Source organism: Variovorax sp. RCC_210 (assembly GCF_041355175.1).
GTDB lineage: Bacteria > Pseudomonadota > Gammaproteobacteria > Burkholderiales > Burkholderiaceae_C > Variovorax.
Genome location: NZ_JBFUPJ010000019.1, coordinates 57,298 through 82,399, shown reverse-complemented (window position 1 = coordinate 82,399; position 25,102 = coordinate 57,298). Strand labels below are relative to the sequence as shown.

The window sequence follows — 25,102 nt, the reverse complement described above, 5'->3', positions numbered from 1 at the left end:
TCAGCCGTCGTTTACCACTTCACCCGCACTCTCAGGATCCATTCACCGAACTCTTCACTTTGGTATTGCCGCCGCTGGCCTAGAGCTTGCCGATTTCGCCATACAGGCTGGTTGTCTGTCCAAGGGCCAGCGTTAAACCACCGGCCAGCTCCGTGCTCCTGCCGCCCGTCGGCGCCGAGATATCGGTCAGGGTCGCGCCGTTCAGGAAACTCGCCGCGTCTGCTCCGCTCGACGTCTTGTCGACATTGAACCGGCCGTACGGCTGCAGCGTGCCTGCACCCGTGTCGATCTCGGCCTTGACCCGCACCTCGCGCGGATTGACGGACACCCAGACGATCGCCTCCACCACCTTGTCGGGTGGATCGAGCGCTACCATGCCGGGTTCTCGTCCGCTGTAGTTGCCTGTATGCGCGAAGAACGGGGTGTCAGCAGCCCAAGGCATCACCGTAGCAACCTGCACACCCGAGAGGCCTGCCAAGCGAAGCTCTTCTTTGAGCGCGCGGCCAAGCGCCAGCACACCCGCCTTGGAGGCCGCGTACGAGTCTTGGTAGGCGAGCGGCACTTCACTTTCGACCGAACCGATGTTCACCAGCGTTCCGCTGCCCTGCCGACGAAACAGCCCCAGTGCCGTGTGGCTGCCGTGGATCACGCCGTTCAGATTCACGTTCACCACGCGTGAATGGTCCGCCACCGGAATATCCTCGAAGCGCCCGATGGCGCCCACGCCGGCGTTGTTGATCCAGACGTCGACCCTGCCGAAGCGCGCTAGCGTGGCGACATCAGGCGTTCCACGTCCTCAGGACTCGCCACATCGGTCGTCACCACCAGTGCCTCGCAGCCGGCGTTGCGCACCTCGCGGGCGACTTCTTCCCGCAGTTCGGTACGGCGGGCCGCGAGCGACATTGGCTCCGAGCCCGCCCAGTCTGGAGGCAATGCCGCGGCCGAAGCCGCTGGACGCACCGGTCACGACGTAGGTCTTGCCGGCAGTCCGACGCGCTCGTCGGCCCCGACAGTCGGCGCCAGCACACAGCCGCCGAGCGCGAACGCAAGCAGCGCAGTCACGAACACGCGGATCGCCGCTGTCGGGCTCATGGGTGCTCCTCACGACGTTCAGGCGATGTCGCCCGAGTGAACTTGTCCGCTTTGCTCCCGCGATCCGCAGGCATGTCCACGTCCCGGCCTGCGGCGCGCTCGAACTCCACTGGATCGTGCGCGCTCAGCAGCGTGATCTCGGCACCGAAGCGCTCGCGCAGCGAGCGAAGCCGCCGCTGGTTGTGCAGGCGCGCCGCGCGGTCCTTCTCCATCAAGGTCTGGTAGAAGCGCAGGCCCGGCGTGCACCAAGGATCGTGGGCATCCATCTCGCGACGATGGAAATAGGCGTCACCCGCCATCAGCATCCAGCCGCCGGAAGCCGCACGCACCGCGACACCCGCATGCCCGAGCGTGTGGCCCACGAGCGGCACCAGCAGTATTTCAGGCGGCAATCCTTGCAACTGCCGCACGCAGTCGAACTCATACCAGGGTTCTCCCCGCCCAGCGGCGTAAACCTGCCAGCGCTCCCGGCTGCTCCACTGCTGGGGACGGAAACGCTGGCGGTCCAGCCACGTGCGCTGTCGCTGCGCCTCATCCCGCTCGACGCCCATCATGTGCACGCGCGCGGCTGGAAAGTCGTCCAGCCCGCCTGCATGGTCGAAGTCGAGGTGCGTCAGCACGATGTGGCGCACGTCCGAGGCCGAGAACCCGAGACTTTCGATCTGGCGCACGGCCGTCATCTCCTCGCGAAAGTCCGGATCCATCAGCCGCAGGAAAAAGCCACTGAGGCGGCGCTGCGGATCGTTGACATCGCGCAGCCCGTAGCCCGTGTCGACCAAGACCAGGCCGTGGTCGGTTTCCAGCAGCAGGCAGTGGCAACACAGGCAGCCGCGCTCGAAGGCACTGCGACTGAGTCCGTCCATGAGGCGCCCCCCAGCGGGCACGCCGAGACGCAATTGAGGTGATGGGCAATGATCATGGTGTGGCGGATGAAGAACGACTGCCTTGGCAAAAGGATCGAGCCATTCGACGGGCAAGCGACGGACCCGGCGCCATGCGCCATAGGTCATGAGCGGGAATGCGGATTGCCGGACCCAAAACCATCGCATGAAAGGACAACCGATGGAAACCGGTACCGCCAGAGCCATGCCGGAACGCCGCACGCCCACAGACCCCGGCGGTGCCCGTCCGGTTTTTCTCGGTCCGCTGAATGTGCACCTGCCGGTGACCGCGACGGTCTCGCTCGGGCATCGGATCCCGGGGCTGATCCTGGTGCTCGCGCTTCCATTGCTCATCCTTGCGCTGGCAGCCAGCCTCGGTCCGGCGGTCGACCGTGGGGGGTGGCTGCCGTTGTTGAAGAGCATCGGCGGGCGAATCTGCCGGCTGGTACTTGTCTGGAGCCTCGCGCATCACACGACTGCCGGCGTGCGGCATCTGCTGTTCGATGCGGGCGTCAGAACGAGCTAACCCCCGCGCAAGAAGCAGCGCATGGGCGGTGCACGCAGCGGCAGCCATTGTCGTTCTTGCAGCCGCGGCCGCACTGGCGTTCGGAGCGCGCACATGAAGGCCGACCTGGGCGGAGTGCGGCCCTGGGTAGTCCAGCGAGCGACGACTTTGCTCGCCCTGGCATTTTTGCTGTATTTCTTGCTTCACCTGGCCATTGCACCGCCGGATTCGCAGGCGCAGTGGCGCGCATGGATTCTCTCGCCCTTCGTGCGCCTTGCCCTTGTGCTGTTCGTTGGCGCCGTAGCGCTTCATGCATCGGTCGGCACACGCGACGTCATCCTCGACTACATCAAGCCTCTGAGCCCGCGGCTCGGGGCGCTTTGCCTGCTTGCACTTTGACTTGGCGCCACCGTAACCGCGCGATCTCGGCGCTATCTCGCGGCTGAACGCATCATGAAAATTTGCATCTACCGCTACCGCCCGAAGAAGACGACAAGCCTCGCATGCAGCATTACGACGTCGCGATTGACGGCGAACGCATGCTGCTCGATAAGCTCGAACGGCTCAAGGCCCAGGACCCGACGATCAGCTACCGCCGCTCGTGCAGGGAGGGCGTATGCGGATCGGACGCAATGAACATCAACGGACGCAACGGGCTTGCGTGCCTTACCAACATCCGCACGCTCAAGGAGCCGGTCGTGCTCCGCCCCCTTCCCGGCTTTCCGATCATCCGCGACTTGGTGGTCGACATGACCCGCTTCTATGCGCACTACCACGCGACGCGGCACTTTGTGTTGCCGGCCGGCCCGCCTCCTGAAAAGGAGAGGCTGCAGTCGCCGCAAGAGCGGGATGCCCTCAATGGGCTCTACGAATGCATTCTGTGCGCCTGCTGCTCGAGCTCATGCCCTTCGTACTGGTGGAACCCCGAGCGCTTCCTCGGTCCTGCAGCTCTGCTGCAGGCGGCGCGCTTCATCTGATTCGCGGGATGCGGACACGGAGCGCCGGGTCGACGAACTCAACGACGTCTACAAGCTTTATCGCTGCCGAGTGCTCATGAACTGTGCCGACGTATGCCCGAAAGGGTCGAATCCTGCGGCCGCCATCGGCGGCGTGCGCGCCGCCGTTCTGCGGGGAGCTTCTGAACGCGTGTTGTTTTGAAATGAGGGACCCGGCCCGATTCCGAGGAGCGCCATCCGCCCTTCCCTTCTGCCTGCGCAGCAGGGCGCGGTCGCGCGGTTGACCGTCGTTGTTGGTCATGGCGGCATGGAAGACCATCCGCTTGAACAGTTCCGCCCGGTCGGCATGCGGCGAGTCGGACCAGCGGCGCTGGTTGTCCGCCATCAGCGGGTAGGACCAGCCGCCCGGCGACGCCCTCGACGACCAGCACCGGGGCCCGCCCCGTCTGGCAGCGCTTGTGGGCGCCACCGGCACCAAGGTCATCGGCCTTTGAAGGCATCCAGCCGCGCCTGACGCTCGGCACCGTACGGTGCGCTGAGCTTCGCGGAAAGCTCTCCTCTTCGCATCACCTTGGCACATGATCGGCAATCCGGGCCCAGCCCAGGGTCCTGTCCGCAGGGGACGTGGATGTACTGGATGGCGACTTCCTCGTCATTGGACTTGAACCATGTCTCGCCCCATGCACGCAAAGCCAGGAACACCGGGTGAAAGGCAACGCCCATCTCCGTCAGGCAGTACTCGTGCCGCGGTGGCCTCTGACTGTAGATGCGACGCTCGACAAGTCCGTCCGACTCCAACTTCTTGAGACGGCTCGCCACCATCTGCGGCGTGGCTTGGGTCTGAATCTGGATCTCTTCGAAGCGGCGATTTCCGAGGAACAGTTCGCGAAGCACCAACACGGTCCAACGGTCCCCGACGACGTCTTGCACACGCGCGATCGGGCAAAGCGTCTGGCTGGAACTCGGGAAGGCCAGCTCGCGCTGCGTCGACGAATTTTTCGGCATCTTGGTCATTGGCGGCATCATAACCCTTATCACTATGATAATCATAGGTATAGTCGGCAGCAGCACGGGGCGACCTGAAAACTTCCTCGCGCAGGGCGGAATACGGGGGGCTTTACGCGAACACAACCGACCACATCGAAAGGCATCTCATGACTGAACCCGTCAAGCTGGATCTCGCCGACGTCGCCGATCGCTACGCCGCCGCGTGGCTTTCGCACGACCCCAAAGCCATCCTCGCGCTCCACGCTCCGGACTCGACGTTCCAGGCGCACGGTCGCAGCGAATAGGCGCGCGGCAACGCCGCGTTGCTCAAGGAGTTTGCCGGCATCTTCGAGCGCTATCCCGAGTTCGGTTTCGACATCCGGCGCCTGCTCGCCGGCGAGCGGCATTGGACGTTGACGTTCCGGCCGCCAAGCAAGGAGCGCCGTGGGTTCCATGCGCTGCACGTCGTCGAGGTGAACAGCGCCGAACTTGTGACCGCAAGGACACGTTCTTCGACTACGCACAAGTCAAAGCCGCCATGCTGACCCCATCAGCGACATCCTCATCAACCAACCGCTGCTCGAGGAGCCACGGCTCGAAGCCCTGCCGATCAAGCATCTGTGCGACCTGCAGGTCGACCTCGAGACGCCGCTCATCATTCCCACGCCACGAGGCGCGCTGATTCCCTACATCGGCAAAGGCGGCCGGCTGGAGGGCCCGAGACTGCGCGGCGAATTCCTGCCGGACAGCGTCGACTGGGTCTTGATAGGCAGCGACGGCATCAGCCGACTGGACATTCGCGGCGCGATCCGCACCGATGACGGTGCGCTCATCTATTTCGAATCGAAGGGTGTGGCCAAGCTTCCGCCGGACGGCAGAAAGCGGCTGTCCAAGGGAGAGCGCGTTGGCTTCGGCGAAACGTACTTGCCGACCACTCCCAAAACGGAGACATCCGACGAGCGGTACACGTGGCTGAACGAACACGTTCTGGTGGGCTACAACGCAATGTCGACCGGCCGGGTTGATTTCCGCATCTATCAAGTTCTTTGAGCGCGCGTGGCGTCGGGCTCCCGGCGCCTTGTCGCTGCCTCGGATGTCGCGGCTGCCAGCACAAATGTTTCAGCCCGCGCTCGGTCGGACAACCGTCGTGTGCCCGGTTCGCCAGCCAACGGCAGCCCAACGCATCTCGGATGCTCGGCCACCAGGTCGACAGAACAATCTCGCGACATGGTGAGCGGTCTCCCGCGAGCCCCAGCGCGCAGCACCCCGTCAACGCGCGACAGATCCGGCAGGCATGCCGATTGCCCAGAAGTCTTCCCTTCTTCTCTCGCTACGAGCCCAAGATGCGCGAAAACGAAATTGCGAAGCTGATTTTCGGGAAGCTGGATGCCGAAGCCATACCGCTGCACGAGCCCATTCTCCTGTACACGTTCATCATGGTGGTTCTAATGGGAGTGGTGCTGCTCGCCGCCCTCACCTATTTCCGCCTATGGGGACATCTTTGGCGCGAATGGTTCACCAGCGTAGACCACAAGCGCATCGGCATCATGTACATGGTGCTCGGACTCGTGATGCTGCTGCGCGGCTTCTCCGACGCGATCATGATGCGGCTTCAGCAGGCAGTCGCGGTGGGCGGCGCCGACGGCTACTTGCCATCCCACCACTACGACCAGATCTTCACAGCCCACGGCGTGATCATGATCTTCTTCGTCTCCATGCCTCTTGTCACCGGCCTTATGAACTACGTCGTCCCACTGCAGATAGGCGCGCGAGACGTTGCATTCCCTTTTCTGAACAATCTGAGCTTCTGGATGACCGCGGGAGGCGCTGCGCTCGTGATGATGTCGCTGTTCGTCGGTGAATTCGCGCGCACCGGCTGGTTGGCCTATCCGCCCCTCTCCAATATCGACTACAGCCCGGGCGTGGGGGTCGACTACTACATCTGGTCTCTGCAGATCGCTGGCATCGGTACATTGCTATCTGGCATCAATCTGCTTGTGACCATCGTCAAGATGCGCGCTCCCGGAATGACGATGATGAAGATGCCGATTTTCAGTTGGACGTCGTTGTGCACCAACGTGCTCATCGTCGCCGCGTTCCCGGTGCTCACCGCCGTGCTGGGACTGCTTACGCTTGACCGCTACATCGGCACCAACTTCTTTACCAACGACCTCGGGGGAAACCCGATGATGTATGTGAACCTGATATGGATCTGGGGCCACCCGGAGGTTTACATCCTCGTCTTGCCAGCCTTCGGAATCTTCTCAGAGGTCGTCACCACCTTCTCCGGCAAGCGCCTCTTTGGCTATTCCTCCATGGTGTACGCCACCATTGTTATCACGGTCCTCTCGTACCTGGTGTGGCTACACCATTTCTTCACGATGGGCTCCGGTGCGAGCGTGAATTCGTTCTTCGGCATCACGACTATGATCATCTCGATTCCCACGGGCGCGAAGATCTTCAATTGGCTCTTCACAATGTACCGAGGGCGAATTCGATTCGAGCTACCGATGATGTGGACGGTGGCCTTCATGATCACCTTCGTGATTGGTGGCATGACCGGCGTGCTGCTGGCGGTGCCGCCGGCGGACTTCGTGCTGCACAACAGCCTTTTCCTCGTTTCGCATTTCCACAACGTGATCATCGGCGGCGTGCTGTTCGGCCTGTTCGCGGGAATGAACTACTGGTTTCCGAAGGCATTCGGCTACAAGCTCGACGCGTTCTGGGGCAAGTGTTCCTTCTGGTTCTGGGTGGCGGGCTTCTATCTGGCGATCATGCCCGGCTACGTCCTCGGGCTCATGGGCGTAACGCGGCGCATGAGCCGTTTCGAAGACCCGTCGTTGGCGCCGTGGTTCCAGGTGTCGGCTTTCGGCACTCTGCTGATAGCACTGGGCATCGGATGTCTTCTGGTTCAGCTCTATGTGAGTTTTCGTCGGCGCACGCAGCTCATGGATCGCACTGGCGACCCGTGGGATGGCCGCACGTTGGAATGGTCCACGTCCTCGCCGCCGCCGCCGTACAACTTCGCCTTCACGCCGCGCGTGCATAAAAGCGATGCTTGGAGCGACATGAAGAGCCGCCACTACGCGCGCGCACTGGAGGGCTTTCGGCCTATCCACATGCCGCGCAGCACGTGGGCAGGCGTGGTGCTCGCCGGTCTCTCTACCCTGTGCGGCTTCGCTTTGATCTGGCACATGTGGGCCGTGGCGATTCTTGCCTTCCTCGCAACACTCGTGGCTGCCGTGGCACATACGTTCGATTGCGACCGGGACATGTATGTTTGCGCCGACGAGGTGCGCCGGATCGAGGATGCGCGAACCGCGCTGATGACCGGACCCCATGACTCGCCGACGGGCACGGCCTTTGCCTGCGGAATTGGAAGGAAGAACTCTCGGTCGATTGGAAGGCAGGAGCGTCTGCCGCGGGTCACAGAATCGTCTCGGACCTGACCGAGCGGGCCTCGGCAGACATGTCGCACGAGGCGCAGATGAAGCGCTCCCCGCCAGCAGCCGACGGACCGAGCAACCTGTAACAGCCCGTCGAGGCCGGACGTGGCGTGAGCGTGGGCATGCGCGACAACCGGTGAGTCGAACAAACGGCCTTTCTGGGCGGCACTTGCTCGCAACCGGCGTGCCGGCGCGGGTTTCAAGATCGGCCTGCCCAGGAAACCGATGTCGCTTCGAAATTGCGCAACCGCGCATCTGAGGAAGGGAAAAGGTTCATCCCATCCATGACTTCGTCTACATCAACGAAATACTTGAAGCGATCGACCGAGCCAACGCCGTACCGGGCACGCCCTCCGGGCGGGACTGCGCAGGTACGCTGGTCGAGAACGGTCTCATTGACCTTTGGGCCCCATCCGGCGCTGACAGCGGACGGGCGAGATCTGCTCGACGCAATGCGCAACCCGCGCGATTGGAAGAACATTCAGCACCCAGCCAGCACGTGTGGACTCGCTTCATTGATGATGCTCAAGGCGGCCCTTGCCCATTACCTCAGCGGCGGCTTCGCCGCCTGACGGGGGGCCCTTTCGGAGGTTGCTCTTCTCGGCGCGCGGCGGCTTGAGGAACGTCATGTGCTGCGTTCTGGTGATTCGACGGGCATCTGTCCGACGCAGCAATACCAGGCACGTCGCCACAAAAGCTTCCCGGAATCTTGGAGAACATGAATGCACGAACCAACCGTGGGCGCCCCCAGCCCCCGGCACCGCAGAGGAATACTTGCGTGGATCCTCGCGGCTGCCGTCATCGTGGTAGTCGCAGCCCTGGTCTGCTTCTACGACGATTACAGAGAGAGCATGGACCGAACGGCCTCCCCGGCGCGTGCGCCTGCTACAAGCAGATGAAGGTTGACCCCATGTTCACCACGGGTACGCGCAGCAAAGCCTGCGATCCGTCGCGATCGCCGTTGGTCGTGATCGGAGGTGGCGCTGCCGGTCTGGAATTCGTGACCCGATTCGCGCGGCGGCGGCCCGCTGCGGCGCGACGTGATGGGCTCGTGCTCATAGACCGAGCGCTCTCGCACATCTGGAAGCCCCGGTTGCACGAGATCGCAACGGCGATGCAGAACCAGAGCTCGGCGGAGAGTTCATTCTTGGCGCACGCCAACACGCATGGTTATCGCTTCGAAATCGGGGCGTTGCAGTCGATCGACGCTGCGGCGCGACGCGTGCACCTCGAAGCATTGACCGGGCCGGACGGTCGCGAGTTGCTGCCGACGCGCACGATCGGATACGGTCAACTGGTGCTCGCACTCGGCAGCGAGGAGAACGATTTCGGCACACCAGGCGCACGGGAGCACTGTCTGTTCCTGAACACACCAGCTCAGGCCGTGCAGATTCGGGAGGCACTGCTCGCAGGAGCCTTCAGACTGGCGCGCGGGCAGCAGGATGCCCTCTCGATCGCGATCATCGGTGGAGGCGCGACCGGCGTTGAGTTGGCTGCGGAGATTCGCGATGCAATGGATGCGCTATGGCGGCACGAGCCCGGCCTGGAACGCGACCGTGTGCGTCTCACGGTCGTGGAAGGTGCAAATCGCCTGCTCGCAGCGAACCCGCAGGAGGTGTCCGACTACGCCGAGGCCTCGCTGTCGCGGCGCAGCGTCGCGCTGGCACTTGCCGAGCGTGTCGTGGCGGTCGACGCAAACGGCCTGGCGCTGGCCAGCGGCAGGCGCATTGACGCGACGTTGAAGATATGGACCGCCGGCATCAGGGGTCCACGCGTGCTGGAAGACTCTCCCGCACTGCCAAGGTCCGTATCCGGACGGGTCAGGATCGACGACCGGCTTCAATGCGAAGGTGTCCCGTACATCCATGCCATGGGAGATTGCGCCGAATGGATCGACCCCGCGTCGGGGAGACCGGCTCCGTACACTGCGCAGGTCGCCTCCGCGCAAGCGAGATACCTTGCGCGGGCATTTGCACTGCGCATTTCCGGCTACGAGCCGGCGCCCTTCCGGTTCGCGACCGCCGGCGCGATTGTCTCGATTGGGGAAAGTGACGCGGCCGGCAATCTCACGACTCGCTTGGGGCGGCGCAGCCGCGACCATTTCATCCAGGGCATGAGCGCGCAACTCGTCTATGCAGCGCTTTATCGCCGGCATGAATTCGAAGTGCACGGATGGCGCAGAGCCATGGCCAGATGGGTGGCCGAGCGGCTGAGCCAATCGTACGAACCTGCCATCAAACTTCACTAGTTCCCGCGCCTGCGGGGCTTTTGCGCCTCCAGAGCAATCTCAGGCAGGAAGCAGCCACTTTGCTCGCTTCTCACGAAGCGCCGAGTCTTGGTGGACCTCTCTTGTGCGCCCGACCACTACGACGCGGAGGGCAGCCACGCCACTTGCCGCCCTGCGGATCGATAGAGTCGGGTCGTGCAGACCGACATCCATCGTCTCAGGCAGCACGCGACGGTCGGGCGCGATCGAACACTGCGAGCAGCACAAGGCCGCATGAAAGACAAACCGTGTATTTGGGATGCTACTACCAGGATAGGTGGGAATTCAAGCTCTTCGTTGCCGGTATATCCAGTGAAGGGAACGTCTCCGGATTCGTTGAGATCGAGCGATCTGGGGTCACCCGCAATGTCCTGGCGTCCAGCGGCGTCTTCAAGTCCCGACAGCAGATGACGACACATCTCAAGTTGCGCGCCGGCCAATGGGTCCGCAGCCAGATCGAAGAAGCCGGTCATGCCGCAGCGCGGGACGGTTCGAGCGCGGGCCAGACGTGGCCCTGCCGCGACGCCGCGGCGGCAGCCAGACCCAGGCCTTGCCCTGTGCATCGATGCAGCGGATCTCGCATGCACCTGATGACAATGCGCGGGGCGCGGCGATGTGTGCGCGGCGCGCTGGCTACGGGGGGTATCTGGCCCTTTCACAAAACCGCTTGCATGCGTCCACGAATGCGGCCGCCGCTTGAACATGACGCGCCGAGGAGCAGTCCTTGGGACAAGTCTGCTCAAAGGCTCCGGCGCGCAGCAACGCCACGCGAAGTGCGCGGCGTAATTACTGCGGCAAAACTGGATCGCTCGCCAGGAGTTCTGCGGCTGCGCGGGCCGCGCGCCGGCTTAGGTCCACCGCCATTTCATAAAGACTTCCAACTTGCATGCACAGAGGCCTGCAATCGGCATTCCTGCCTCCGTGCGAGTTTCCGATCAACGTTGTCACTGCTGCCGATAGCTCCAGAGCAGGCCACATTCGGCCACGAAGCTGTTGCCCATGACGTCGTCCGCATCGCACGAGGCGACGAACGCTACCGCTGCGGCTATCTCTTCGGGCTCCCCATACGCACGAGCGGGATCCGGCTGGTGAGCTGGCGCAGCTTCTCGGGATCGTGGATCAACGCCGCATGGATCGGCGTGCGGATGGCGCCAGGCGCCACGTTGTTCGCCGTGATGCCGAAGGGGCAGCTCGGCGCGCTGTAGCTGCGCTCGAGCAGCACGTTGCGTGCCCTCCGGGCCCAGCGTGACCTTCACCGCATCGGGGAGGATATTCACGCCCGCGACGATGCGCTGGCGCGCGTTGTCATGAAACTGGACGTCTTTCGCAGTCATTTCGAGATTGCTCCTTCTTCAACATGTCCAATTGCGCCATCGACTGGGCCGCCGGCCGGGTCGGTAGGTTCACGCCGGGAATCTTCAGGCGCCGTGCGCCGCAGGAAGCCATGCCAATGAAGGGACAGCAGCGCCGCATCCGCGCAACGCAGGTCACCGTGACCGCATAGAGCGGCAGGCGCATTGCGGCCCCACGGCCCGCGATGGTTTCGAAAAGGTTCATTCGCACCTCCACAAGTGAGAGAACAAGGTCTGCCAAAAAGGGGTTTTTAGTGCTCGGCAGCGCCGCAGTTTCCAGGGCGGTCCTGTTGAAAAATTTGCGCCCGCCGCTACATTCCGGCCGGGAACCCCTGCCTTCCATCTCCGCCTTCATCCTTGTTTATTCATTCCATTTCGAGGTGATTGTCTTCACGATGAAGATCGCGCAGATCGCGCCTCTCTACGAAGCCGTGCCTCCGCGGCTCTACGGCGGGACCGAGCGGGTCGTCACACACCTTGCCAACGCCCTGGTGGATCTCGGCACGAGGTCACCCTCTTCGCTTCCGCCGACACACACACCCGCGCCGAGCTCGCGCCGATGCGCGCGCAGGCGCTGCGCCTGGACCCGGCACCGCTGAAGTCGGACCTCGCCAGCCACCTGCACATGCTGGACGCACTCAGGTATGGGCGCCGGTTGAGTCTTGACCCTACCGCTTGAACTTTCACCCGGGGATGGATGCCGGCATCGTGGATGCCGACTGTGGATAACTGTAGCTCTTTCCTCCTTTCTTGCCTTATTCGTTGATGCTCAGTCGCTCGCTCGAAGAAGGCGCTCGAAGAAGCTAGTAGCGCCTTGCCTGCGCGTGCCGTGTCATTCACCTGAGGCTGCTGACGACGATTTGCGCGCTTGCTCGCGCGCCCGGATGCGTCTCTTCGTGTTCCTGGCCTGGGATGTGCACGCAGCGCTGCGACATGGCGATCTGCGTGCACAGCTGAAAGCGGGCGGCACGCCCATCGGCGATTTCGACGAGATGATCGCGGCCCACGCGCTGGCGATCGGCGCCGTCATCGTCATGGACAGAACGAAGCATTTCGCGCGCGTGCTTGGCGTGGTGCTGATAACTGGCTTCGTGCGCCGACCGAGCGCCGAACCCGCGCCGAGCGAGTGGGCGTTGGCCGGCCTTGCACCAGATTACTTCGAAGCGCACGGTGTGCATGAACGAAAGAACGATGCGAGGTGACCGAGTCTCCACTCAACCGGCGCCGGGCAAACCACTCCCCCCGCAAGGCGCCGCGGCGCGGCGCCCGTGTTCGATACCGCCTCGGATAGGAGCCAGAAGCCGGAACTCCGCCAGCAGCCTGGCGATCTCCGGCTGCGGTCGCAGCACCGCGGATGATCCAGCCAGTCACGGCCGGACGGGCACGGCAGCTGAGAGCTCAATGTGCTACAAGTGTGCTACAGTGTGCGCCATCGCCAACGTCGTGAGGTCCATCAACATGTCGACAACGACCATCCGCCTTGAAGATGAGCTCAAGGCCCGCATCGCTGCTGCGGCCGCGAGGTCGGGCAGGTCTTCGCATGCGTTCATCCTGGACGCGCTGTCCGACATGGTCGAGCGCAGCGAATTGGACGAGGAACTCCATCGAATCGCAGACAAGCGATGGGCTGCGTTGCAGCGCACCGGCGAATCGGTCGCCTGGGAGGACGCAGCGGCCTACTTGAAGGCACGCGCGGCCGGCCAGAAACCTCGCCGGCCTTTGGCGCGCAGGCCGGGGCTCTGACCAGCCCATGGTCCGCATCGAGCTGGCACCGGGCCTCCTGGACGACCTCGACCGCATCATCGACCATCTGAAACAGCACCAGGTCGCCGATGTGGCGAACCGGGTGGGGGAAATTCTCGAGGCCATCCAGGTTCTTTCGCGAAGCCCGCTGATCGGCCGCCCCGTCGCAGGTGGAAAGCGCGAGCTGATCATCGGCAAGGGCAACCGCGGCTATGTGGCGCTGTACCGCTACCTGGCCGGGATCGAGACCGTCTTCATCTTGGCACTGCGAGCGCAGCGCGAATCCGGGTTCAAGCACTGAAGGGCCGCTGGCCCGCGCCTTCGACCTCGCGCTTCGAACGCCGCTCACCTCGGCCTTCCCTGCAATTGGATTCACCGCTCGGCCGAGTGCCGACCGACTCCACCTGAGCCTGCATCAAACCGGCTGTGCAAGGATCACCTTCGTGGGGGGGCGACATCGGGCCGGAACTGGTCGCTACCCGGCGCTGCGAAGGCTTCGTTGACAATGCGCGCGAAATGCTCCCAGACACCAGGCAGTTCAAGTTTCGAAAACTGCCCACTCAGCTTGCTGCTCAGGCGCCCTGCGTTTTGGCGAATGGACCGGATGATCGCGTCCAGGGGGCGTCGGGGCCTTCGATGACTTCCTTCAGTCCCTGTACGGTTCCCGGCCGGGGACGATCACCCGTGGCCGAGGCGCGAACTTCAATTCGGTAGACATCGGCGCTGTAAAAGCGACGGAGATCGAAAAGACTCGGACACGCCCGGCAGCGCCGCGCCCAGGGCTGCATCGGGCTGCGAGATGCCGCTGCCGTTTGGGCGCGCCGAGAATTTACAATGCGCGCCAAATCGGACGCTCAGCGCCACGCGCGGTTCGAACTCGCAACGTCGATTTTTGCGCCAGCAGGACCTGAACAAATGACCGGATCACTCCCCACACGTATGAAAAGATTGCGCACGGCCGTTGAAGGCTTGGACGAGGTGCTCTGCGGCGGATTGTTCGAGGGCGGCGTCTACATTTTCGAGGGCCCGCCGGGCGTCGGCAAAACCACGCTCGCCAACCAGATCGCTTACACGCTCGCGCGAAGCGACGTCCGAACGCTGTATGTCACCATGCTTGCAGAGTCCCACTCACGCATGCTGCAGCACATGGAGCAGCAAGTCTTCTTCGACCATCGCGAGGTCAACGCCAAAGTGTTCTACGTCAGCGGCTACCGCGAGCTGGAGCAAAGCGGGTTGAAGGGTGTGGTGGGGTTGCTGCGCGGAGAACTGGTGCGGAACCGCGCTTCGTTGGTCGTCATTGATGGCCTGGTGGTCGAGGGCCGTGTTTCGGCCGCTGACGATTCCGTACGCCAGTTCGTGCACGAGCTGCAGAGCCTGGTCAGCGCGATGTCCTGCACCTGCCTGGTCCTGACGAGTGGCAATGGCAATGTGCTGAGCGCCGAACAGACCATGGTCGACGGTATCTTCTCCTTCGAAGATCACGGTTTCCACTGGCGTGCGGAACGCCGTCTGCAAGTACGCAAGTTTCGTGGCAGCCAGATCCTTCGGGGGCAGCACACGTTCTGCATCTCGACACGGGGGCTTCAAGTGTTTCCGCGGCTGGAGAGCTTGCCCACTGCAGCAGATCAGGGCCCGGCGGGAGCGGACGTCGTGTCCAGTGGCATCTCGGCGCTGGATGCAGTCCTACGCGCAGGAGGGCTTCTTTCCGGCCACGCGTCGGTGGTCGTCGGCGAAAGTGGGACCGGTAAAACGACTGTCGCCCTTGCGTTTGCGGCCGAGTCCACCCAGTCTTCTCCGGGGCTGATGTTTTGTTGTACCGAACTGTCGGGTGACCTGAAGCGGATGGGGTCAGAGTTGGGCCTGAAGACCGGAGCATCCGTGGAGGCAGGGAGCTTGACGATTGAAACTCTGGGCCTCGAGGACGAATCAATGGATGAAATGGGACACAAGCTGTTGCGGCGGGTCGACGAACTTCGAGCCCGCCGGTTGGTGGTAGATGGATTGGCCGGCCTAGCGGATACGCTGGCCTTTCCAGACCGTGGCTACCGCTTCCTCGGTCGACTGCTGGCGGAACTCAAGCAACGCGGCGTCACCTCTCTTTTCACCGTCGACCCCGCAGCCCTGGCCGTTGCAGCGGGTACGCCACTGGCCGGAGGGGTGACCGGCTGGTTTGACAACGCGTTCGCGCTCGAGCCGAACCGAGGTGGTGATAAGCGCTGGCTCTCGGTGGTCAAGGTCCGAGGAGGTCATCTGGCCCAGGGCGCCGTGGATGTGCAGCTTCGTCCACGCGGCGCAGCGCTTTCGCCATCCGCATGAGGAGACATCTCGATGAAGCTGGTTCTGATCGTCGAGGACGAATACGGCAACGCTGAAGTGTTGCAGCTGCTTTTGGAGGCCGCAGGCTTCCGCGTTGCATCTGCTTCCAACGGCAAGGTTGCTTTGGAGCTTCTCAAGGGCGAGGCCCCCGCCCTGATACTGTCCGATTTCATGATGCCGGTCATGAACGGAGCGGAGTTGGGCGACGCAGTACGCCGCAACCCTGCCCTTGCTCACATCCCCTTCGTGTTCATGAGCGCCACCGATGAAGCGGTGGTACGCAGCGCGTTTCGAGGCTATGACGCGTTCCTGGCGAAGCCTTTCGAGGTGGACGCGATGATCGCGTTGGTCGAGAGACTGATCTCCTCCGGACGGCCTGCCCCACCCAGCAGTGAAGAAGTCGGCGAGTCGATGCGACAGCTGCTCAAGGGCATCCACGTGCGGCCAGGCTGAGCACCGGGTGGACAGCGCGGTGGACCGACCGCGTGGCGGTTCACACCCCGCATTCACTGGCCCGAACCGCAGCCCGCTCGCGCCCCATGTTTGGCCAGGGGCCCAGGACGACTCTGACTTGCTTGTCCCATGTCATGAGCGCCATGGATCACTGCGGGAACGCGCGCGCCGCGATGAATCGATACTCCGATACCGCGAGGTTCGCATGTCGACGGTCGGCGATGCTGGATCACGCATCCAATGGCAGCCTTGTCACCTTCCAGATATCGCATGCAGCTGCCTTGAAGTGATATGACGCGCCCGTGATGCCGTCTTGCTATTGTTGCGGCGCGACGCGCACAAAATGCTTGCAACGTCGGCTGCAGATGACGTCCCTGAACATGCTTCGACAGCCCACTTGGGGGCGAACAAGACAAAGGATCCGTTCCCGGAACACACATGCCATCGAGGGCGCCGGCGAGGCACGCAGAAAGGCGCATGTTAAGAGATTTCCCCACCTTTCGACGGTGGCCCGATGCCGCTGGTCTTCTAGGTGCGCAACCTGCGCTTGGAGCCCTGACCGACCGCAAGCAGGTCAAAAAAGCGTTGCGCGACCCGTGGAACATGCGGTGCTGGGCAACGACATGCGTGACAGCAACGCAGTGGGCAAGTCGATCGAGCCGTTCGACAGACACGCCGGTGGAAGAAGCTTCGCGCATCGGTAAAAGCCGGGACGGCGCTGCCAGGCGGGGGGCTGAGTTGAAGCGAGGTCCGACGGCGCGAACCGAGCGATCGCTGCCAGGATTTCAAGCTTTGGGCCTACAGCTCCACGCCAGACCGAGCCGTATAAGTTGTGACCACACGGTCGCTAACCACGCGAGGCGAACGAATCATGGCTCTCAAAGCGATCCTCATAGAGGACAGCAAGACTATTCGAGACAACCTCATCCCTGCGTTGAGCGAACTTGCAGATGTGGCCGTGATCGCTGTTGCGGAGACGGAAGACGAAGCGATCCAGGCTTTCAATGAACGCCCTGACTGGGATTTGGCGATCGTGGATCTTTTCCTGCGGCAAGGAACCGGGCTGACCGTCCTGCGCAACTGCCAGGATCGCCAATCACATCAGCATGCAATCGTGCTCACGAACTACCCGAACCCTGAAATTCGCAGCCGCTGCATGGCGGTCGGCGCGGATGCCGTCTACGACAAGTCCAAGGATTTGGAGGCGTTCTTTGAGCAGTGTTTGCGATACCGATAGCGCGAACACCGACACCAGTGCAAACCCCGCTGCAGCGGGAGTCAGGCGGGCACAGGCAGGTCTGTGGTCCACGCGGACCCTCAAGAGCCAATGCCGACACCACCTTCCAGACAGATCTCGATGACATTTTGTAGGAGAAACGCTCGACTGCTGCCCAGGACTTCGTCTCTCGCGTCGCAGAATGTCTTTTGACGTTGACGCACCTCGAACGGCCCATAAACTTCTTTTAGCTACAAGTTGACGAGGCGTGAAGGTCGTGCCGCTCAATTTTCTGCGACGTATCGAGCATGCGTCGTTTCCGCTCGCTATTTCTGAAGAGGCTGATATCCAGTGTGCAGCTGTTTTGGCAGCGGCCGAGCTGATTGAAGCCGGCCTTCCCGACCCGGGCTCGTCTATGGGTGCGGGGGGCGTCATTCTGCGGATCACCCCGATGGGAAGGGCAGAGTTGAAGCGGGTCGACGAGCACAGGGCGATCCCTGCCGACGTCGGCTCCTCCAGCGCATAGCGCACACCCAGCTGGCATGTGAAGTTGACCGACAGTTCGCTCAGTTCTCGGGCATGCCCTGCATCCGAGCTCACGGAGCCCGGCGCCGCAGCGCCTTCATCCGCCGCCGGCGGCCGCCAGAGCCGACTCGATCAGCCGGCGCGAGCCCATGCCCCACGCGAGTCAGCGGCGCGGCGCAGCCGCGACGTGTGATCTTGAGGTGGTCTGCGTCCAGCGGTGTGCAGGGGTCGGATGCCATGCAGTGGTGGGCATCCTTGTCCACCATTTCACCAGCAATGACGGGCCTTCGCGGTCCATTTCTGCTTCGACCCACCGTTGAACCCGCCATAGACACAAACTCCAAGAACTCGATGCTCGCACGACTGCTGAAGACGTCCAACGTCTCACCAACGAGCACACGCAGGAGTCGCTTTATCTGGAGTTCAAACGGGGTGACGCTCTTTGTCGGCAGAACAATCAGCGTGCAGAACTCATCAAGGACGCGACCGGCCTCGCGAACGCCGATAGCGCGCGCATCATTTAGGGCATCGCTGAAAGCCGGCCGACCGAAGTTGCCGTTTCATGTTCGTGATTCCGAATTCGCGATCCGCCGAATTTGGTAGGTGCTGCGAGCCGTTTTTGCCGCTCGAAAGCACGTTTTCAGGGCTCATCAAGGTCACTATCCAGACACTGGGCGGACTTCTGCCAAGGTCCGCATGCGCACAAGGTTGTAGGCGGCCATCGTCAGCACGAACAACTGATCGACCTTCTCGATCCCGCGCGCCATCACTTGGCGGATCGGCCCAACGGACTTGGCCCAGCCGAATCCTTGCTCGATGAGCTTTCGCTTGCGCTGGGAGATCGCGTAGCCCTCGCTCGCAGCATCACGTCGGCCACCGCCGAGCGACGCCCCGCCTTGTTCTGCGCCACATGCGACGTGACCTTCATGTCCTTCAACGCCTCGATGAACTCGGCCGCGTCATACCCCTTGTTGGCGCCGAGCGTGACCTCGGTGTCCGCACTCGCGGTGGCTTGCCGCGCGTCCCAGACCATCGCCTTGGCCGCTTCACGTTCGGCAACGCCGCCTGCCTGCGTAACCATCGCGTTGACCACCAGGCTATGACGGTTGTCAGTGAGCGTGTGCCCCACGTAGCCCAACTCGCTGGCCGTTTTTCCCTTGCGGTACAGCTTCAAATCGGGATCGGTCTTCGATTCATGCGTTTCGTTGCTGCGTCGCTGCCCCTTGAAGTCCCCGCCACTGCCGGCATCGTCGTCATCGTCCTTGCGAACGAAGCTCTTGTGTCCGGCCCAGGCCTGGATCAGCGTGCCGTCCACGCTGAAGTGCTCGCCCGACAACCAGTCCTTCTTCCCGCCGTGTCCAGCACTTCGTTGAAGAAGGCGACCACCGCGTAGTGCTCGATCAGGCGCTGGCGGTTCTTGCTGAACACCGTCGCCACCCACACCGCGTCGTCCATCGCCAGCCCGATGAACCAGCGAAACAGCATGTTGTATTGCGTCCGCTCCATGAGCTGGCGCTCCGATCGGATGCTGAACAGGATCTGCAGCAGCATCGCGCGCAGCAGCTTCTCTGGCACGATGCTCGGGCGGCCGCCCTTGATGTCGGCCTCGCACATCCGGGAGAACAACCCGTCCATCCTGGCCAGTACTTCGTTGACCATCACTCGGATGCGGCGCAGTGGGTGATCGGCGGGAACGAAGTCGTCCAGCCGTCTCATGGTGAACAAACCTTCGGTGAATGCGTCAGGGCCGCGCATCGCAAGGGGTTCGTGGATCTGCAGAGACAACGCGCCAGTCGCACTGACGGGGCACCTGCGAGTGAAGTATTTCAGCAGCCTGCTTACCCGGCAATTTCCGTATAAGACTGACCCACGTAAGACCCTACCCTGCTCATTTTTAAAGCAGGGGATTCTTGGAGTGATGGGTGTGGCGACATTGAGTGTCATCGGGCGCTGGGCTCTGCTCGAGCAGATGACCAAGCTCGGCCCGCCTCTGCGTGTTAATGTGCTGAAACAGTTATGTAACGCATGAAGGGCACGTCTCCCGCTTCGCCCCGACTTTCCGTCCACCGCTCTACCCGTGTCCTGGAGGAATTTCGATGAAACACACCCGACCGTTATCCCAGCCTCGTTCGTGCCTCCGTGAACGATCCGCTCACTGCAGTCGTTCAGGAGGCGATTCATGACACCCACCGCGCCTGCGAGCGATGTCCACGCCGTTCCCGACGGCATCGTGGAGTTCCGCCGCCAGGAGACGCTCATCAAGGCCGGCGCGCTGCAGGACGCCATCTTCAACAGCGCGAACTTCTCCAGCATCGCGACCGACGCCAAAGGCGTGATCCAGATCTTCAACGTGGGGGCCGAGCGGATGCTGGGCTACACGGCGGCCGAGATGGTCGACACCATCACGCCGGCCGACATCTCCGATCCGCAGGAGGTCATCGCCCGTGCCGAGGCGCTGAGTCTGGAACTGGGCACCGCCATCACGCCCGGCTTTGAGGCGCTGGTGTTCAAAGCCTCGCGGGGCATCGAGGACATCTACGAGTTGACCTACATCCGCAAGGACGGCAGCCGCTTCCCGGCGATCGTTTCAGTGACGGCGCTGCGCGATGCGAACGACGCGATCATCGGCTACTTGCTGATCGGCACCGACAACACGGTGGGCAAGCAGATCGAGGCGGCCAAGTCGCTGCTTGACCAGCGTCTGCGCGACCAGCAGTTCTACACGCGCTCGCTGATCGAATCGAACATCGACGCGCTGATGATGACCGACCCGCAGGGCATCATCTCGGACGTAAACCAGCAGATGACGGCGCTCACGGGCCGCACCCGCGACGAGCTGATCGGCGCCCCCTGCCGCAACTTCTTCACCGACCCGGACCGCGCCGATGCCGCGATCGGCCGCGTGCTCACCGAGAACCGCGTGAGCGACTACGAGCTCACAGTGCGCGCCATCAACGGCGTGGAGACGGTGGTGTCGTACAACGCGGCCACCTTTCACAACCGCGACCGCCAGCTGCAGGGCGTGATCGCCGCGGCCCGCGACGTAACCGATCGCAGGCGCTTCGAGCGCGCGCTGGAAGAGAAGAACGTCGAGCTGGAACATGCCAACCGCATGAAGTCGGAGTTCCTGGCGACCATGTCGCACGAACTGCGCACGCCGCTCAACGCCATCATCGGATTTTCGGAGGCGCTCAAGGACGGCCTGATGGGCCCGATGAGCGAAACCCAGACCGGCTATATCGGCGACATCTTCACCAGCGGCCTGCACCTGCTCTCGCTCATCAACGACATACTCGACCTGACAAAGGTGGAAGCCGGGATGATGACCCTGGAGCCAGAGGCGGTCGACCTGGACCGCCTGCTCAAGGACAGCCTGTCGATCGTCAAGGAAAAGGCGTCCGCGCAGCGCATCCAGCTAACCCTGGACATCGACGATGTGCTCGGTTGGTCGCAGCTGGACGCGCGCAAGGTCAAGCAGATCATCTACAACCTGCTGTCGAACGCGGTCAAGTTCACCGGGGACGGCGGCCAGGTGACGCTGCGGGCGCGGCGCGTGCAATGCGAGGGAGTCGGCATGTTACCTCGCGAATGGCCGTCGCATGGTTTCACGTTCACGACCGACGAATCTGTCGAGTTCCTCGAGATCCGCGTCGAAGACACCGGCATCGGCATCTCGGCGGCCAACATGACGCGTCTGTTTCAGGCCTTCAGCCAGGTCGACAGCAGCCTCGCACGCAAGTTTGCCGGAACCGGCTTGGGTCTGGCGATGGTCAAGCAAATGGCCGAACTCCAAGGCGGCACGGTCGCGGTGACCAGCTCCGAGGGAGAAGGCGCCTGCTTCGCTGTGTGGCTTCCGCTGCACGAGGTGCCGCCGGAGGCCATTGGCCTTGCCGAGGGCGACGAGGCGGCGGGAGCATCGGACACGGCCTCCAGCGAGCGGCTGGCGCTGGTGGTCGAAGACGATGACAAGGCCGCCGATCTGGTGCGCCTGCTGCTCGAAGCCGAGGGCTTCAAGGTGCTGCGCGCGGCCAGCGGCGAGGCCGCCATCTTGATGGCGCCGCGCCACGCGCTCAGCCTGATCACGCTCGACCTCGAACTGCCCGGCATGCACGGCTGGGAGTTCCTGCAAAGGCTGCGCGAGCAGACGGCGATGGCGCGGCTGCCGGTGGTCGTCATCTCCGGCGTAGCCGACACGAACGAGGCGCTCAACCATGGCGCATCGGCAGGCCTGCAAAAGCCGGTCAGCCGGGCACAGCTCAAGTCGACACTGCAGAGCCTGGGCCTGCAGCCGGGGACGGGCCGGACCCACACGGTGCTGGTGGTCTACGACGACAAAGACACCGTCGAGATGATCGCCAGCTTCCTGCCGGGTCCGGCCTATGCCGTGGTGCGCGCGTACAGCGGGGCCGACGCCCTGGAGCTGGCCCAGCGGGTCAGGCCCGACCTCATCCTGCTCGATCTGACGATGCCCTTGATGGGCGGTTTCGAGGTGGTCGCGGCCCTGCACCGCAATCCCGAGACGGGGCACATCCCGATCGTGGTTGTCACCGCGCGGCAGATCACGCAGGCCGACCGGGCCACGCTCGACAGCATCCCCGGCCGCCCTGTCGAGGTCGTCGAGAAGGCGGGTTTCGACCGTTTCCGCTTCATCGAGCAGGTACGTCGCGCTCTGCAGGCCGTCTGACATTCCGGAGCATCCATGGCACGCATCCTGATCATCGAAGACAACCCGGCGAACATGAAGCTCGCCTTGCTGCTGCTGAACAACGCGGGCCACTCGGCGCTGTGCGCGACTGACGCCGAAACCGGCCTGACATTGGCGCGCGAGGCGCAGCCCGACCTGGTGCTGATGGACATCCAGCTGCCGGGCATGGACGGACTGGCGGCGACCGCGCTGCTCAAGCAGGCGCCGGCCACCGCAGGCATCCCGGTCATCGCGCTGACCGCGATGGCGATGAAGGACGACCAGGAGAAGGCCGAAGCCGCCGGCTGCGACGCCTACATCGCCAAGCCCTTGCGCTACCTCGAGCTGTATGCGGCGATCGACGCACTGCTGGCCCAACGCGCCGCGCGCCCATGACGACCTCGGCTGCGACGATCCTCATCGTCGACGACCATCCGGCGAACCGACGGCTGCTCGAGGTGCTGCTTGCGCCTGAGGGCTACACCACGGTCTGCGCTAGCAACGGCCAGGAGGCGCTGGACATGGTAGCTCGGCAGGCGCCCGACCTGATCTTGCTTGACGTGATGATGCCCGGACTGGACGGCCATGCCGTGGCACGCCGGCTCAAGTCCGAAGCGTCGACCTCGAGCATCCCGATCATCATGGTGACGGCGACGCTGGACCGCAGCGCGCGGCTTGCCAGCCTGGACGCCGGCGCGGAAGACTCGCTGACGCTGCCGGTTGATCGCGCGGAACTGTGGCTGAGGGTGCGCAACCTGCTGCGGCTCAAGGCCTTCACCGACTTCCTGCGCAACCATGGCGCCATCCTCGAGCAACAGGTGCAGGCGCGCACGGCCGACCTGCAGCGCTTTCGTACCGCCATGGACGCCACCGCCGATGCCATCTTCCTGATCGACCGGGAAACGCTGCAGTTCGTTGAGGTCAACGGCACCGCCTGCAGCATGCTGGGCTACACGCGTGAGGAACTGATCCAGCGCGGTTCGGCCGAAGGCGGCTCGGTGGAACCCGGTGTGGCATCGGCTGCCGAGGTGCGCCGGCTGGCCGACGGCATCATGACCGGCCACGGCCAGGACAACCACCTGACCGAGTTCGACATCCCGCGCAAGGACGGGCTGATGGTGCCGGTCGAGGTCAACCGAATGGCGCACCGTTTCGGCAGCAGCTGGATCGTCGTTGCCGTGGCGCGCGACATCACCGAACGCAAGAATTCCGAAGGTCGGCTGCACCGGATGGCTCACTACGACGCTCTCACTAGCCTGCCCAATCGCACGCTCTTCTACGACGTGCTGCGCAGCAGCATCGCGCAGGCGGGGACGACGGGCGCACAGGTGGCAGTCCTGTTCATCGACCTGGACAACTTCAAGAACGTCAACGACACCTTGGGCCACGCGGCCGGCGACGAGCTGCTGGCCCGTTTCAGCGATCGCCTGGTCGGCTGCGTAACCGGGGAAGACACAGTCGGGCGCCTGGGTGGCGACGAACTGGGCGTGATCCTGCTGAGTGACGACGCCCCGTCCCGGGCTGTGGTCGTGGCCGACCGCATTCGCGACGTGCTGCGCAGGCCCTTCACGCTGGGCGGCCGCAGCGTGGTCACGGCAGCCAGCATCGGCATCACCATTTTTCCGGACGACGCCACCACCGCGGAGGAACTGCTGCAGTACGCCGACACGGCCATGTACCAGGCCAAGCAGAACGGGCGCGACACCTACCGCTTCTTCAGGGCGCAGATGAACGCCGACGCGCTGGCCCGGCTCGAGCTAGAGATCGCGCTGCGCAGCGCCATCGACAACGACGAATTTGTTCTTCACTACCAGCCCAAGATTCGGCTGGACACCGGCCGCGTTGCCGGCCTCGAGGCGCTCTTGCGCTGGCAGCGGCCAGGCCACGGCCTGGTGTCGCCGGCGGAGTTCATCCCAGTGCTCGAGGAATGCGGACTCATCGTGCGAGTGGGCAACTGGGTGCTGGACGCGGTCTGCCGTCAGGTGCGCCTGTGGCGCGATGGCGAAATCGGCGACATGCCGGTGGCGGTGAATGTGGCCCAGCGCCAGTTCATCGAGGGCGACCTTCAGGCCGAGATCGTCAGCATCCTGGCAGACAACGGCGTGCCGGCCCACCTGCTGGAGCTCGAACTGACGGAAGGCTCGTTGATGGCGAACACCGCCCACACCGTGTCGGTGCTGCAGGGGCTGCGGCGCCACGGCGTACAGATCTCAGTCGACGACTTCGGCACCGGCTACTCGAGCCTAGCCTACTTGCGGCGCTTCCCGATCGACAAGCTCAAGATCGACATCGCGTTCATCCGAGACATCACTACGCATCCCGAAGATGCGGCCATCACGTTGGCCATCATCGGCCTGGCCCATAGCCTGAAGCTGCAGGTGATCGCGGAAGGTGTGGAAACGGCAGAGCAACTGGACTTCCTGCGCGCGCACGGCTGCGACCAGATTCAGGGCTACTACTTCAGCCGGCCACTGGCACTGCCTGCGCTGAACGTGCTGTTGCGTGAAAGCGGCGGCCTGCTAAACATGCTGAGCCGCACCGCCTGAACTTGATCAGCGGTGCCGGCTTGTCCGACGCCGCGAGGCTGAGCATGGCGGGCAGCGCGGCTGCCAGAAAGAGCCGCCGCCTTGAAAAGAAGTAGCGGCTCATGTGCGGTTGCGTCCGTCTCGAAGCGCAATCG

Annotated in this window: 23 protein-coding genes and 4 pseudogenes; 19 read left to right on the top strand and 8 right to left on the bottom strand. The window is 63.5% G+C overall.

What is annotated here, in order from left to right; all coding sequences use genetic code 11:
* Positions 1 to 79 precede the first annotated feature (79 nt).
* The 4 genes and pseudogenes from AB6807_RS35055 to AB6807_RS35040 all read right to left on the bottom strand — a co-directional run bounded on the left by AB6807_RS35055 (position 80) and on the right by AB6807_RS35040 (position 2,008).
* Positions 80 to 724: an SDR family NAD(P)-dependent oxidoreductase gene (locus AB6807_RS35055; protein WP_371088153.1), complete on the bottom strand. Its 645-nt coding sequence runs from the start codon at positions 722 to 724 to the stop codon at positions 80 to 82.
* Between the two features lie 41 nt (positions 725 to 765).
* A complete protein-coding gene (locus tag AB6807_RS35050; RefSeq protein WP_371088152.1) occupies positions 766 to 903 on the bottom strand; it encodes a hypothetical protein in 138 nt (45 codons plus the stop codon).
* Between the two features lie 60 nt (positions 904 to 963).
* Positions 964 to 1,092 carry a hypothetical protein gene (locus AB6807_RS35045; RefSeq protein WP_371088151.1) on the bottom strand — a complete coding sequence of 43 codons (129 nt, stop codon included), beginning with the start codon at positions 1,090 to 1,092 and terminating at the stop codon, positions 964 to 966.
* Positions 1,089 to 2,008 (bottom strand): annotated as a pseudogene (locus AB6807_RS35040) (MBL fold metallo-hydrolase). Before AB6807_RS35040 ends, AB6807_RS35045 begins: the two are co-directional and overlap by 4 nt.
* Before the next feature lie 146 nt (positions 2,009 to 2,154).
* Between AB6807_RS35040 and sdhC the strand changes: the two are divergent.
* From sdhC to AB6807_RS35025, 3 genes and pseudogenes are all read left to right on the top strand, one after another.
* Positions 2,155 to 2,499, top strand: a complete 345-nt coding sequence (gene sdhC / locus AB6807_RS35035) for a succinate dehydrogenase, cytochrome b556 subunit (RefSeq protein ID WP_371088150.1) — start codon at positions 2,155 to 2,157, stop codon at positions 2,497 to 2,499.
* A gap of 93 nt (positions 2,500 to 2,592) precedes the next feature.
* A complete protein-coding gene (gene sdhD / locus AB6807_RS35030; protein WP_371088149.1) occupies positions 2,593 to 2,877 on the top strand; it encodes a succinate dehydrogenase, hydrophobic membrane anchor protein in 285 nt (94 codons plus the stop codon).
* 54 nt (positions 2,878 to 2,931) lie between these two features.
* A pseudogene (locus tag AB6807_RS35025) lies at positions 2,932 to 3,636 on the top strand (succinate dehydrogenase iron-sulfur subunit).
* 278 nt (positions 3,637 to 3,914) lie between these two features.
* Here AB6807_RS35025 and AB6807_RS35020 read toward each other — a convergent pair.
* Complete coding sequence (locus AB6807_RS35020) at positions 3,915 to 4,448, bottom strand: winged helix-turn-helix transcriptional regulator (RefSeq protein WP_371088148.1); 534 nt, start codon at positions 4,446 to 4,448, stop codon at positions 3,915 to 3,917.
* 140 nt (positions 4,449 to 4,588) lie between these two features.
* On the opposite strand from AB6807_RS35020, the gene AB6807_RS35015 reads away from it, so the two are divergent.
* The 5 genes from AB6807_RS35015 (at position 4,589) to AB6807_RS34995 (ending at position 10,115) form a co-directional block, all read left to right on the top strand.
* The gene (locus tag AB6807_RS35015) at positions 4,589 to 4,726 is read left to right on the top strand and encodes a hypothetical protein (RefSeq protein ID WP_371088147.1); all 138 of its coding nucleotides are present in this window, start codon (positions 4,589 to 4,591) and stop codon (positions 4,724 to 4,726) included.
* 18 nt (positions 4,727 to 4,744) lie between these two features.
* Positions 4,745 to 4,966, top strand: coding sequence for a hypothetical protein (locus AB6807_RS35010; RefSeq protein ID WP_371088146.1), 222 nt, complete (start codon positions 4,745 to 4,747; stop codon positions 4,964 to 4,966).
* 4 nt (positions 4,967 to 4,970) lie between these two features.
* Positions 4,971 to 5,471: a DUF3237 domain-containing protein gene (locus tag AB6807_RS35005; protein ID WP_371088200.1), complete on the top strand. Its 501-nt coding sequence runs from the start codon at positions 4,971 to 4,973 to the stop codon at positions 5,469 to 5,471.
* 293 nt (positions 5,472 to 5,764) lie between these two features.
* Positions 5,765 to 7,870 carry a cytochrome o ubiquinol oxidase subunit I gene (cyoB, locus tag AB6807_RS35000; RefSeq protein ID WP_371088145.1) on the top strand — a complete coding sequence of 702 codons (2,106 nt, stop codon included), beginning with the start codon at positions 5,765 to 5,767 and terminating at the stop codon, positions 7,868 to 7,870.
* A 907-nt stretch (positions 7,871 to 8,777) separates the two neighbouring features.
* A complete protein-coding gene (locus tag AB6807_RS34995) occupies positions 8,778 to 10,115 on the top strand; it encodes an NAD(P)/FAD-dependent oxidoreductase (protein WP_371088144.1) in 1,338 nt (445 codons plus the stop codon).
* 962 nt (positions 10,116 to 11,077) lie between these two features.
* Here AB6807_RS34995 and AB6807_RS34990 read toward each other — a convergent pair.
* Both AB6807_RS34990 and AB6807_RS34985 read right to left on the bottom strand, forming a co-directional pair.
* Positions 11,078 to 11,467, bottom strand: coding sequence for a hypothetical protein (locus AB6807_RS34990; RefSeq protein ID WP_371088207.1), 390 nt, complete (start codon positions 11,465 to 11,467; stop codon positions 11,078 to 11,080).
* Positions 11,439 to 11,840 (bottom strand): hypothetical protein, encoded by a 402-nt coding sequence (locus tag AB6807_RS34985; protein ID WP_371088206.1) that lies wholly within the window; start codon positions 11,838 to 11,840, stop codon positions 11,439 to 11,441. The genes AB6807_RS34990 and AB6807_RS34985 overlap by 29 nt, the downstream gene beginning before the upstream one ends.
* Positions 11,841 to 11,880: 40 nt before the next feature.
* Between AB6807_RS34985 and AB6807_RS34980 the strand changes: the two are divergent.
* The 8 genes and pseudogenes from AB6807_RS34980 to AB6807_RS34945 all read left to right on the top strand — a co-directional run.
* Positions 11,881 to 12,128, top strand: a pseudogene (locus AB6807_RS34980) (glycosyltransferase); the annotation flags it as partial.
* 241 nt (positions 12,129 to 12,369) lie between these two features.
* Complete coding sequence (locus AB6807_RS34975; protein ID WP_371088143.1) at positions 12,370 to 12,687, top strand: type II toxin-antitoxin system VapC family toxin; 318 nt, start codon at positions 12,370 to 12,372, stop codon at positions 12,685 to 12,687.
* A 256-nt stretch (positions 12,688 to 12,943) separates the two neighbouring features.
* Positions 12,944 to 13,228 carry a ribbon-helix-helix protein, CopG family gene (locus tag AB6807_RS34970; RefSeq protein ID WP_371088142.1) on the top strand — a complete coding sequence of 95 codons (285 nt, stop codon included), beginning with the start codon at positions 12,944 to 12,946 and terminating at the stop codon, positions 13,226 to 13,228.
* A 7-nt stretch (positions 13,229 to 13,235) separates the two neighbouring features.
* Positions 13,236 to 13,529 (top strand): type II toxin-antitoxin system RelE/ParE family toxin, encoded by a 294-nt coding sequence (locus AB6807_RS34965; RefSeq protein ID WP_371088141.1) that lies wholly within the window; start codon positions 13,236 to 13,238, stop codon positions 13,527 to 13,529.
* Between the two features lie 614 nt (positions 13,530 to 14,143).
* On the top strand, positions 14,144 to 15,544 hold the full coding sequence (locus AB6807_RS34960; RefSeq protein WP_371088140.1) for an RAD55 family ATPase: 1,401 nt from the start codon (positions 14,144 to 14,146) through the stop codon (positions 15,542 to 15,544).
* 12 nt (positions 15,545 to 15,556) lie between these two features.
* Positions 15,557 to 15,997, top strand: coding sequence for a response regulator (locus tag AB6807_RS34955; RefSeq protein WP_371088139.1), 441 nt, complete (start codon positions 15,557 to 15,559; stop codon positions 15,995 to 15,997).
* A gap of 871 nt (positions 15,998 to 16,868) precedes the next feature.
* Complete coding sequence (locus tag AB6807_RS34950; protein ID WP_371088138.1) at positions 16,869 to 17,234, top strand: response regulator; 366 nt, start codon at positions 16,869 to 16,871, stop codon at positions 17,232 to 17,234.
* A gap of 247 nt (positions 17,235 to 17,481) precedes the next feature.
* Positions 17,482 to 17,739, top strand: coding sequence for a hypothetical protein (locus AB6807_RS34945; protein ID WP_371088137.1), 258 nt, complete (start codon positions 17,482 to 17,484; stop codon positions 17,737 to 17,739).
* A 658-nt stretch (positions 17,740 to 18,397) separates the two neighbouring features.
* On the opposite strand, the pseudogene AB6807_RS34940 reads toward AB6807_RS34945, so the two are convergent.
* Positions 18,398 to 19,493 (bottom strand): annotated as a pseudogene (locus AB6807_RS34940) (IS5 family transposase).
* Between the two features lie 424 nt (positions 19,494 to 19,917).
* Between AB6807_RS34940 and AB6807_RS34935 the strand changes: the two are divergent.
* Genes AB6807_RS34935 through AB6807_RS34925 form a run of 3 tightly spaced genes read left to right on the top strand, consistent with a single transcriptional unit; the run spans position 19,918 to position 24,968 of the window.
* Positions 19,918 to 22,422, top strand: coding sequence for a response regulator (locus tag AB6807_RS34935; protein ID WP_371088136.1), 2,505 nt, complete (start codon positions 19,918 to 19,920; stop codon positions 22,420 to 22,422).
* Between the two features lie 15 nt (positions 22,423 to 22,437).
* Entirely contained in the window at positions 22,438 to 22,818 is a 381-nt protein-coding gene (locus tag AB6807_RS34930) for a response regulator (protein ID WP_116912684.1), read from the top strand.
* Positions 22,815 to 24,968, top strand: coding sequence for an EAL domain-containing protein (locus AB6807_RS34925; RefSeq protein ID WP_371088135.1), 2,154 nt, complete (start codon positions 22,815 to 22,817; stop codon positions 24,966 to 24,968). The genes AB6807_RS34930 and AB6807_RS34925 overlap by 4 nt, the downstream gene beginning before the upstream one ends.
* Positions 24,969 to 25,102 lie beyond the last annotated feature (134 nt).

Bases quoted from the DNA above. Each gene is read 5' to 3' on its own strand.
- AB6807_RS35050 (WP_371088152.1), bottom strand. From the start codon at position 903: ATGTCGCTCGCGGCCCGCCGTACCGAACTGCGGGAAGAAGTCGCCCGC.
- AB6807_RS35045 (WP_371088151.1), bottom strand. From the start codon at position 1,092: ATGAGCCCGACAGCGGCGATCCGCGTGTTCGTGACTGCGCTGCTTGCG.
- sdhC (WP_371088150.1), top strand. From the start codon at position 2,155: ATGGAAACCGGTACCGCCAGAGCCATGCCGGAACGCCGCACGCCCACA.
- sdhD (WP_371088149.1), top strand. From the start codon at position 2,593: ATGAAGGCCGACCTGGGCGGAGTGCGGCCCTGGGTAGTCCAGCGAGCG.
- AB6807_RS35020 (WP_371088148.1), bottom strand. From the start codon at position 4,448: ATGACCAAGATGCCGAAAAATTCGTCGACGCAGCGCGAGCTGGCCTTC.
- AB6807_RS35015 (WP_371088147.1), top strand. From the start codon at position 4,589: ATGACTGAACCCGTCAAGCTGGATCTCGCCGACGTCGCCGATCGCTAC.
- cyoB (WP_371088145.1), top strand. From the start codon at position 5,765: ATGCGCGAAAACGAAATTGCGAAGCTGATTTTCGGGAAGCTGGATGCC.
- AB6807_RS34995 (WP_371088144.1), top strand. From the start codon at position 8,778: ATGTTCACCACGGGTACGCGCAGCAAAGCCTGCGATCCGTCGCGATCG.
- AB6807_RS34990 (WP_371088207.1), bottom strand. From the start codon at position 11,467: ATGACTGCGAAAGACGTCCAGTTTCATGACAACGCGCGCCAGCGCATC.
- AB6807_RS34985 (WP_371088206.1), bottom strand. From the start codon at position 11,840: ATGAAGGCGGAGATGGAAGGCAGGGGTTCCCGGCCGGAATGTAGCGGC.
- AB6807_RS34975 (WP_371088143.1), top strand. From the start codon at position 12,370: ATGCGTCTCTTCGTGTTCCTGGCCTGGGATGTGCACGCAGCGCTGCGA.
- AB6807_RS34970 (WP_371088142.1), top strand. From the start codon at position 12,944: ATGTCGACAACGACCATCCGCCTTGAAGATGAGCTCAAGGCCCGCATC.
- AB6807_RS34965 (WP_371088141.1), top strand. From the start codon at position 13,236: ATGGTCCGCATCGAGCTGGCACCGGGCCTCCTGGACGACCTCGACCGC.
- AB6807_RS34960 (WP_371088140.1), top strand. From the start codon at position 14,144: ATGACCGGATCACTCCCCACACGTATGAAAAGATTGCGCACGGCCGTT.
- AB6807_RS34955 (WP_371088139.1), top strand. From the start codon at position 15,557: ATGAAGCTGGTTCTGATCGTCGAGGACGAATACGGCAACGCTGAAGTG.
- AB6807_RS34950 (WP_371088138.1), top strand. From the start codon at position 16,869: ATGGCTCTCAAAGCGATCCTCATAGAGGACAGCAAGACTATTCGAGAC.
- AB6807_RS34935 (WP_371088136.1), top strand. From the start codon at position 19,918: ATGACACCCACCGCGCCTGCGAGCGATGTCCACGCCGTTCCCGACGGC.
- AB6807_RS34930 (WP_116912684.1), top strand. From the start codon at position 22,438: ATGGCACGCATCCTGATCATCGAAGACAACCCGGCGAACATGAAGCTC.
- AB6807_RS34925 (WP_371088135.1), top strand. From the start codon at position 22,815: ATGACGACCTCGGCTGCGACGATCCTCATCGTCGACGACCATCCGGCG.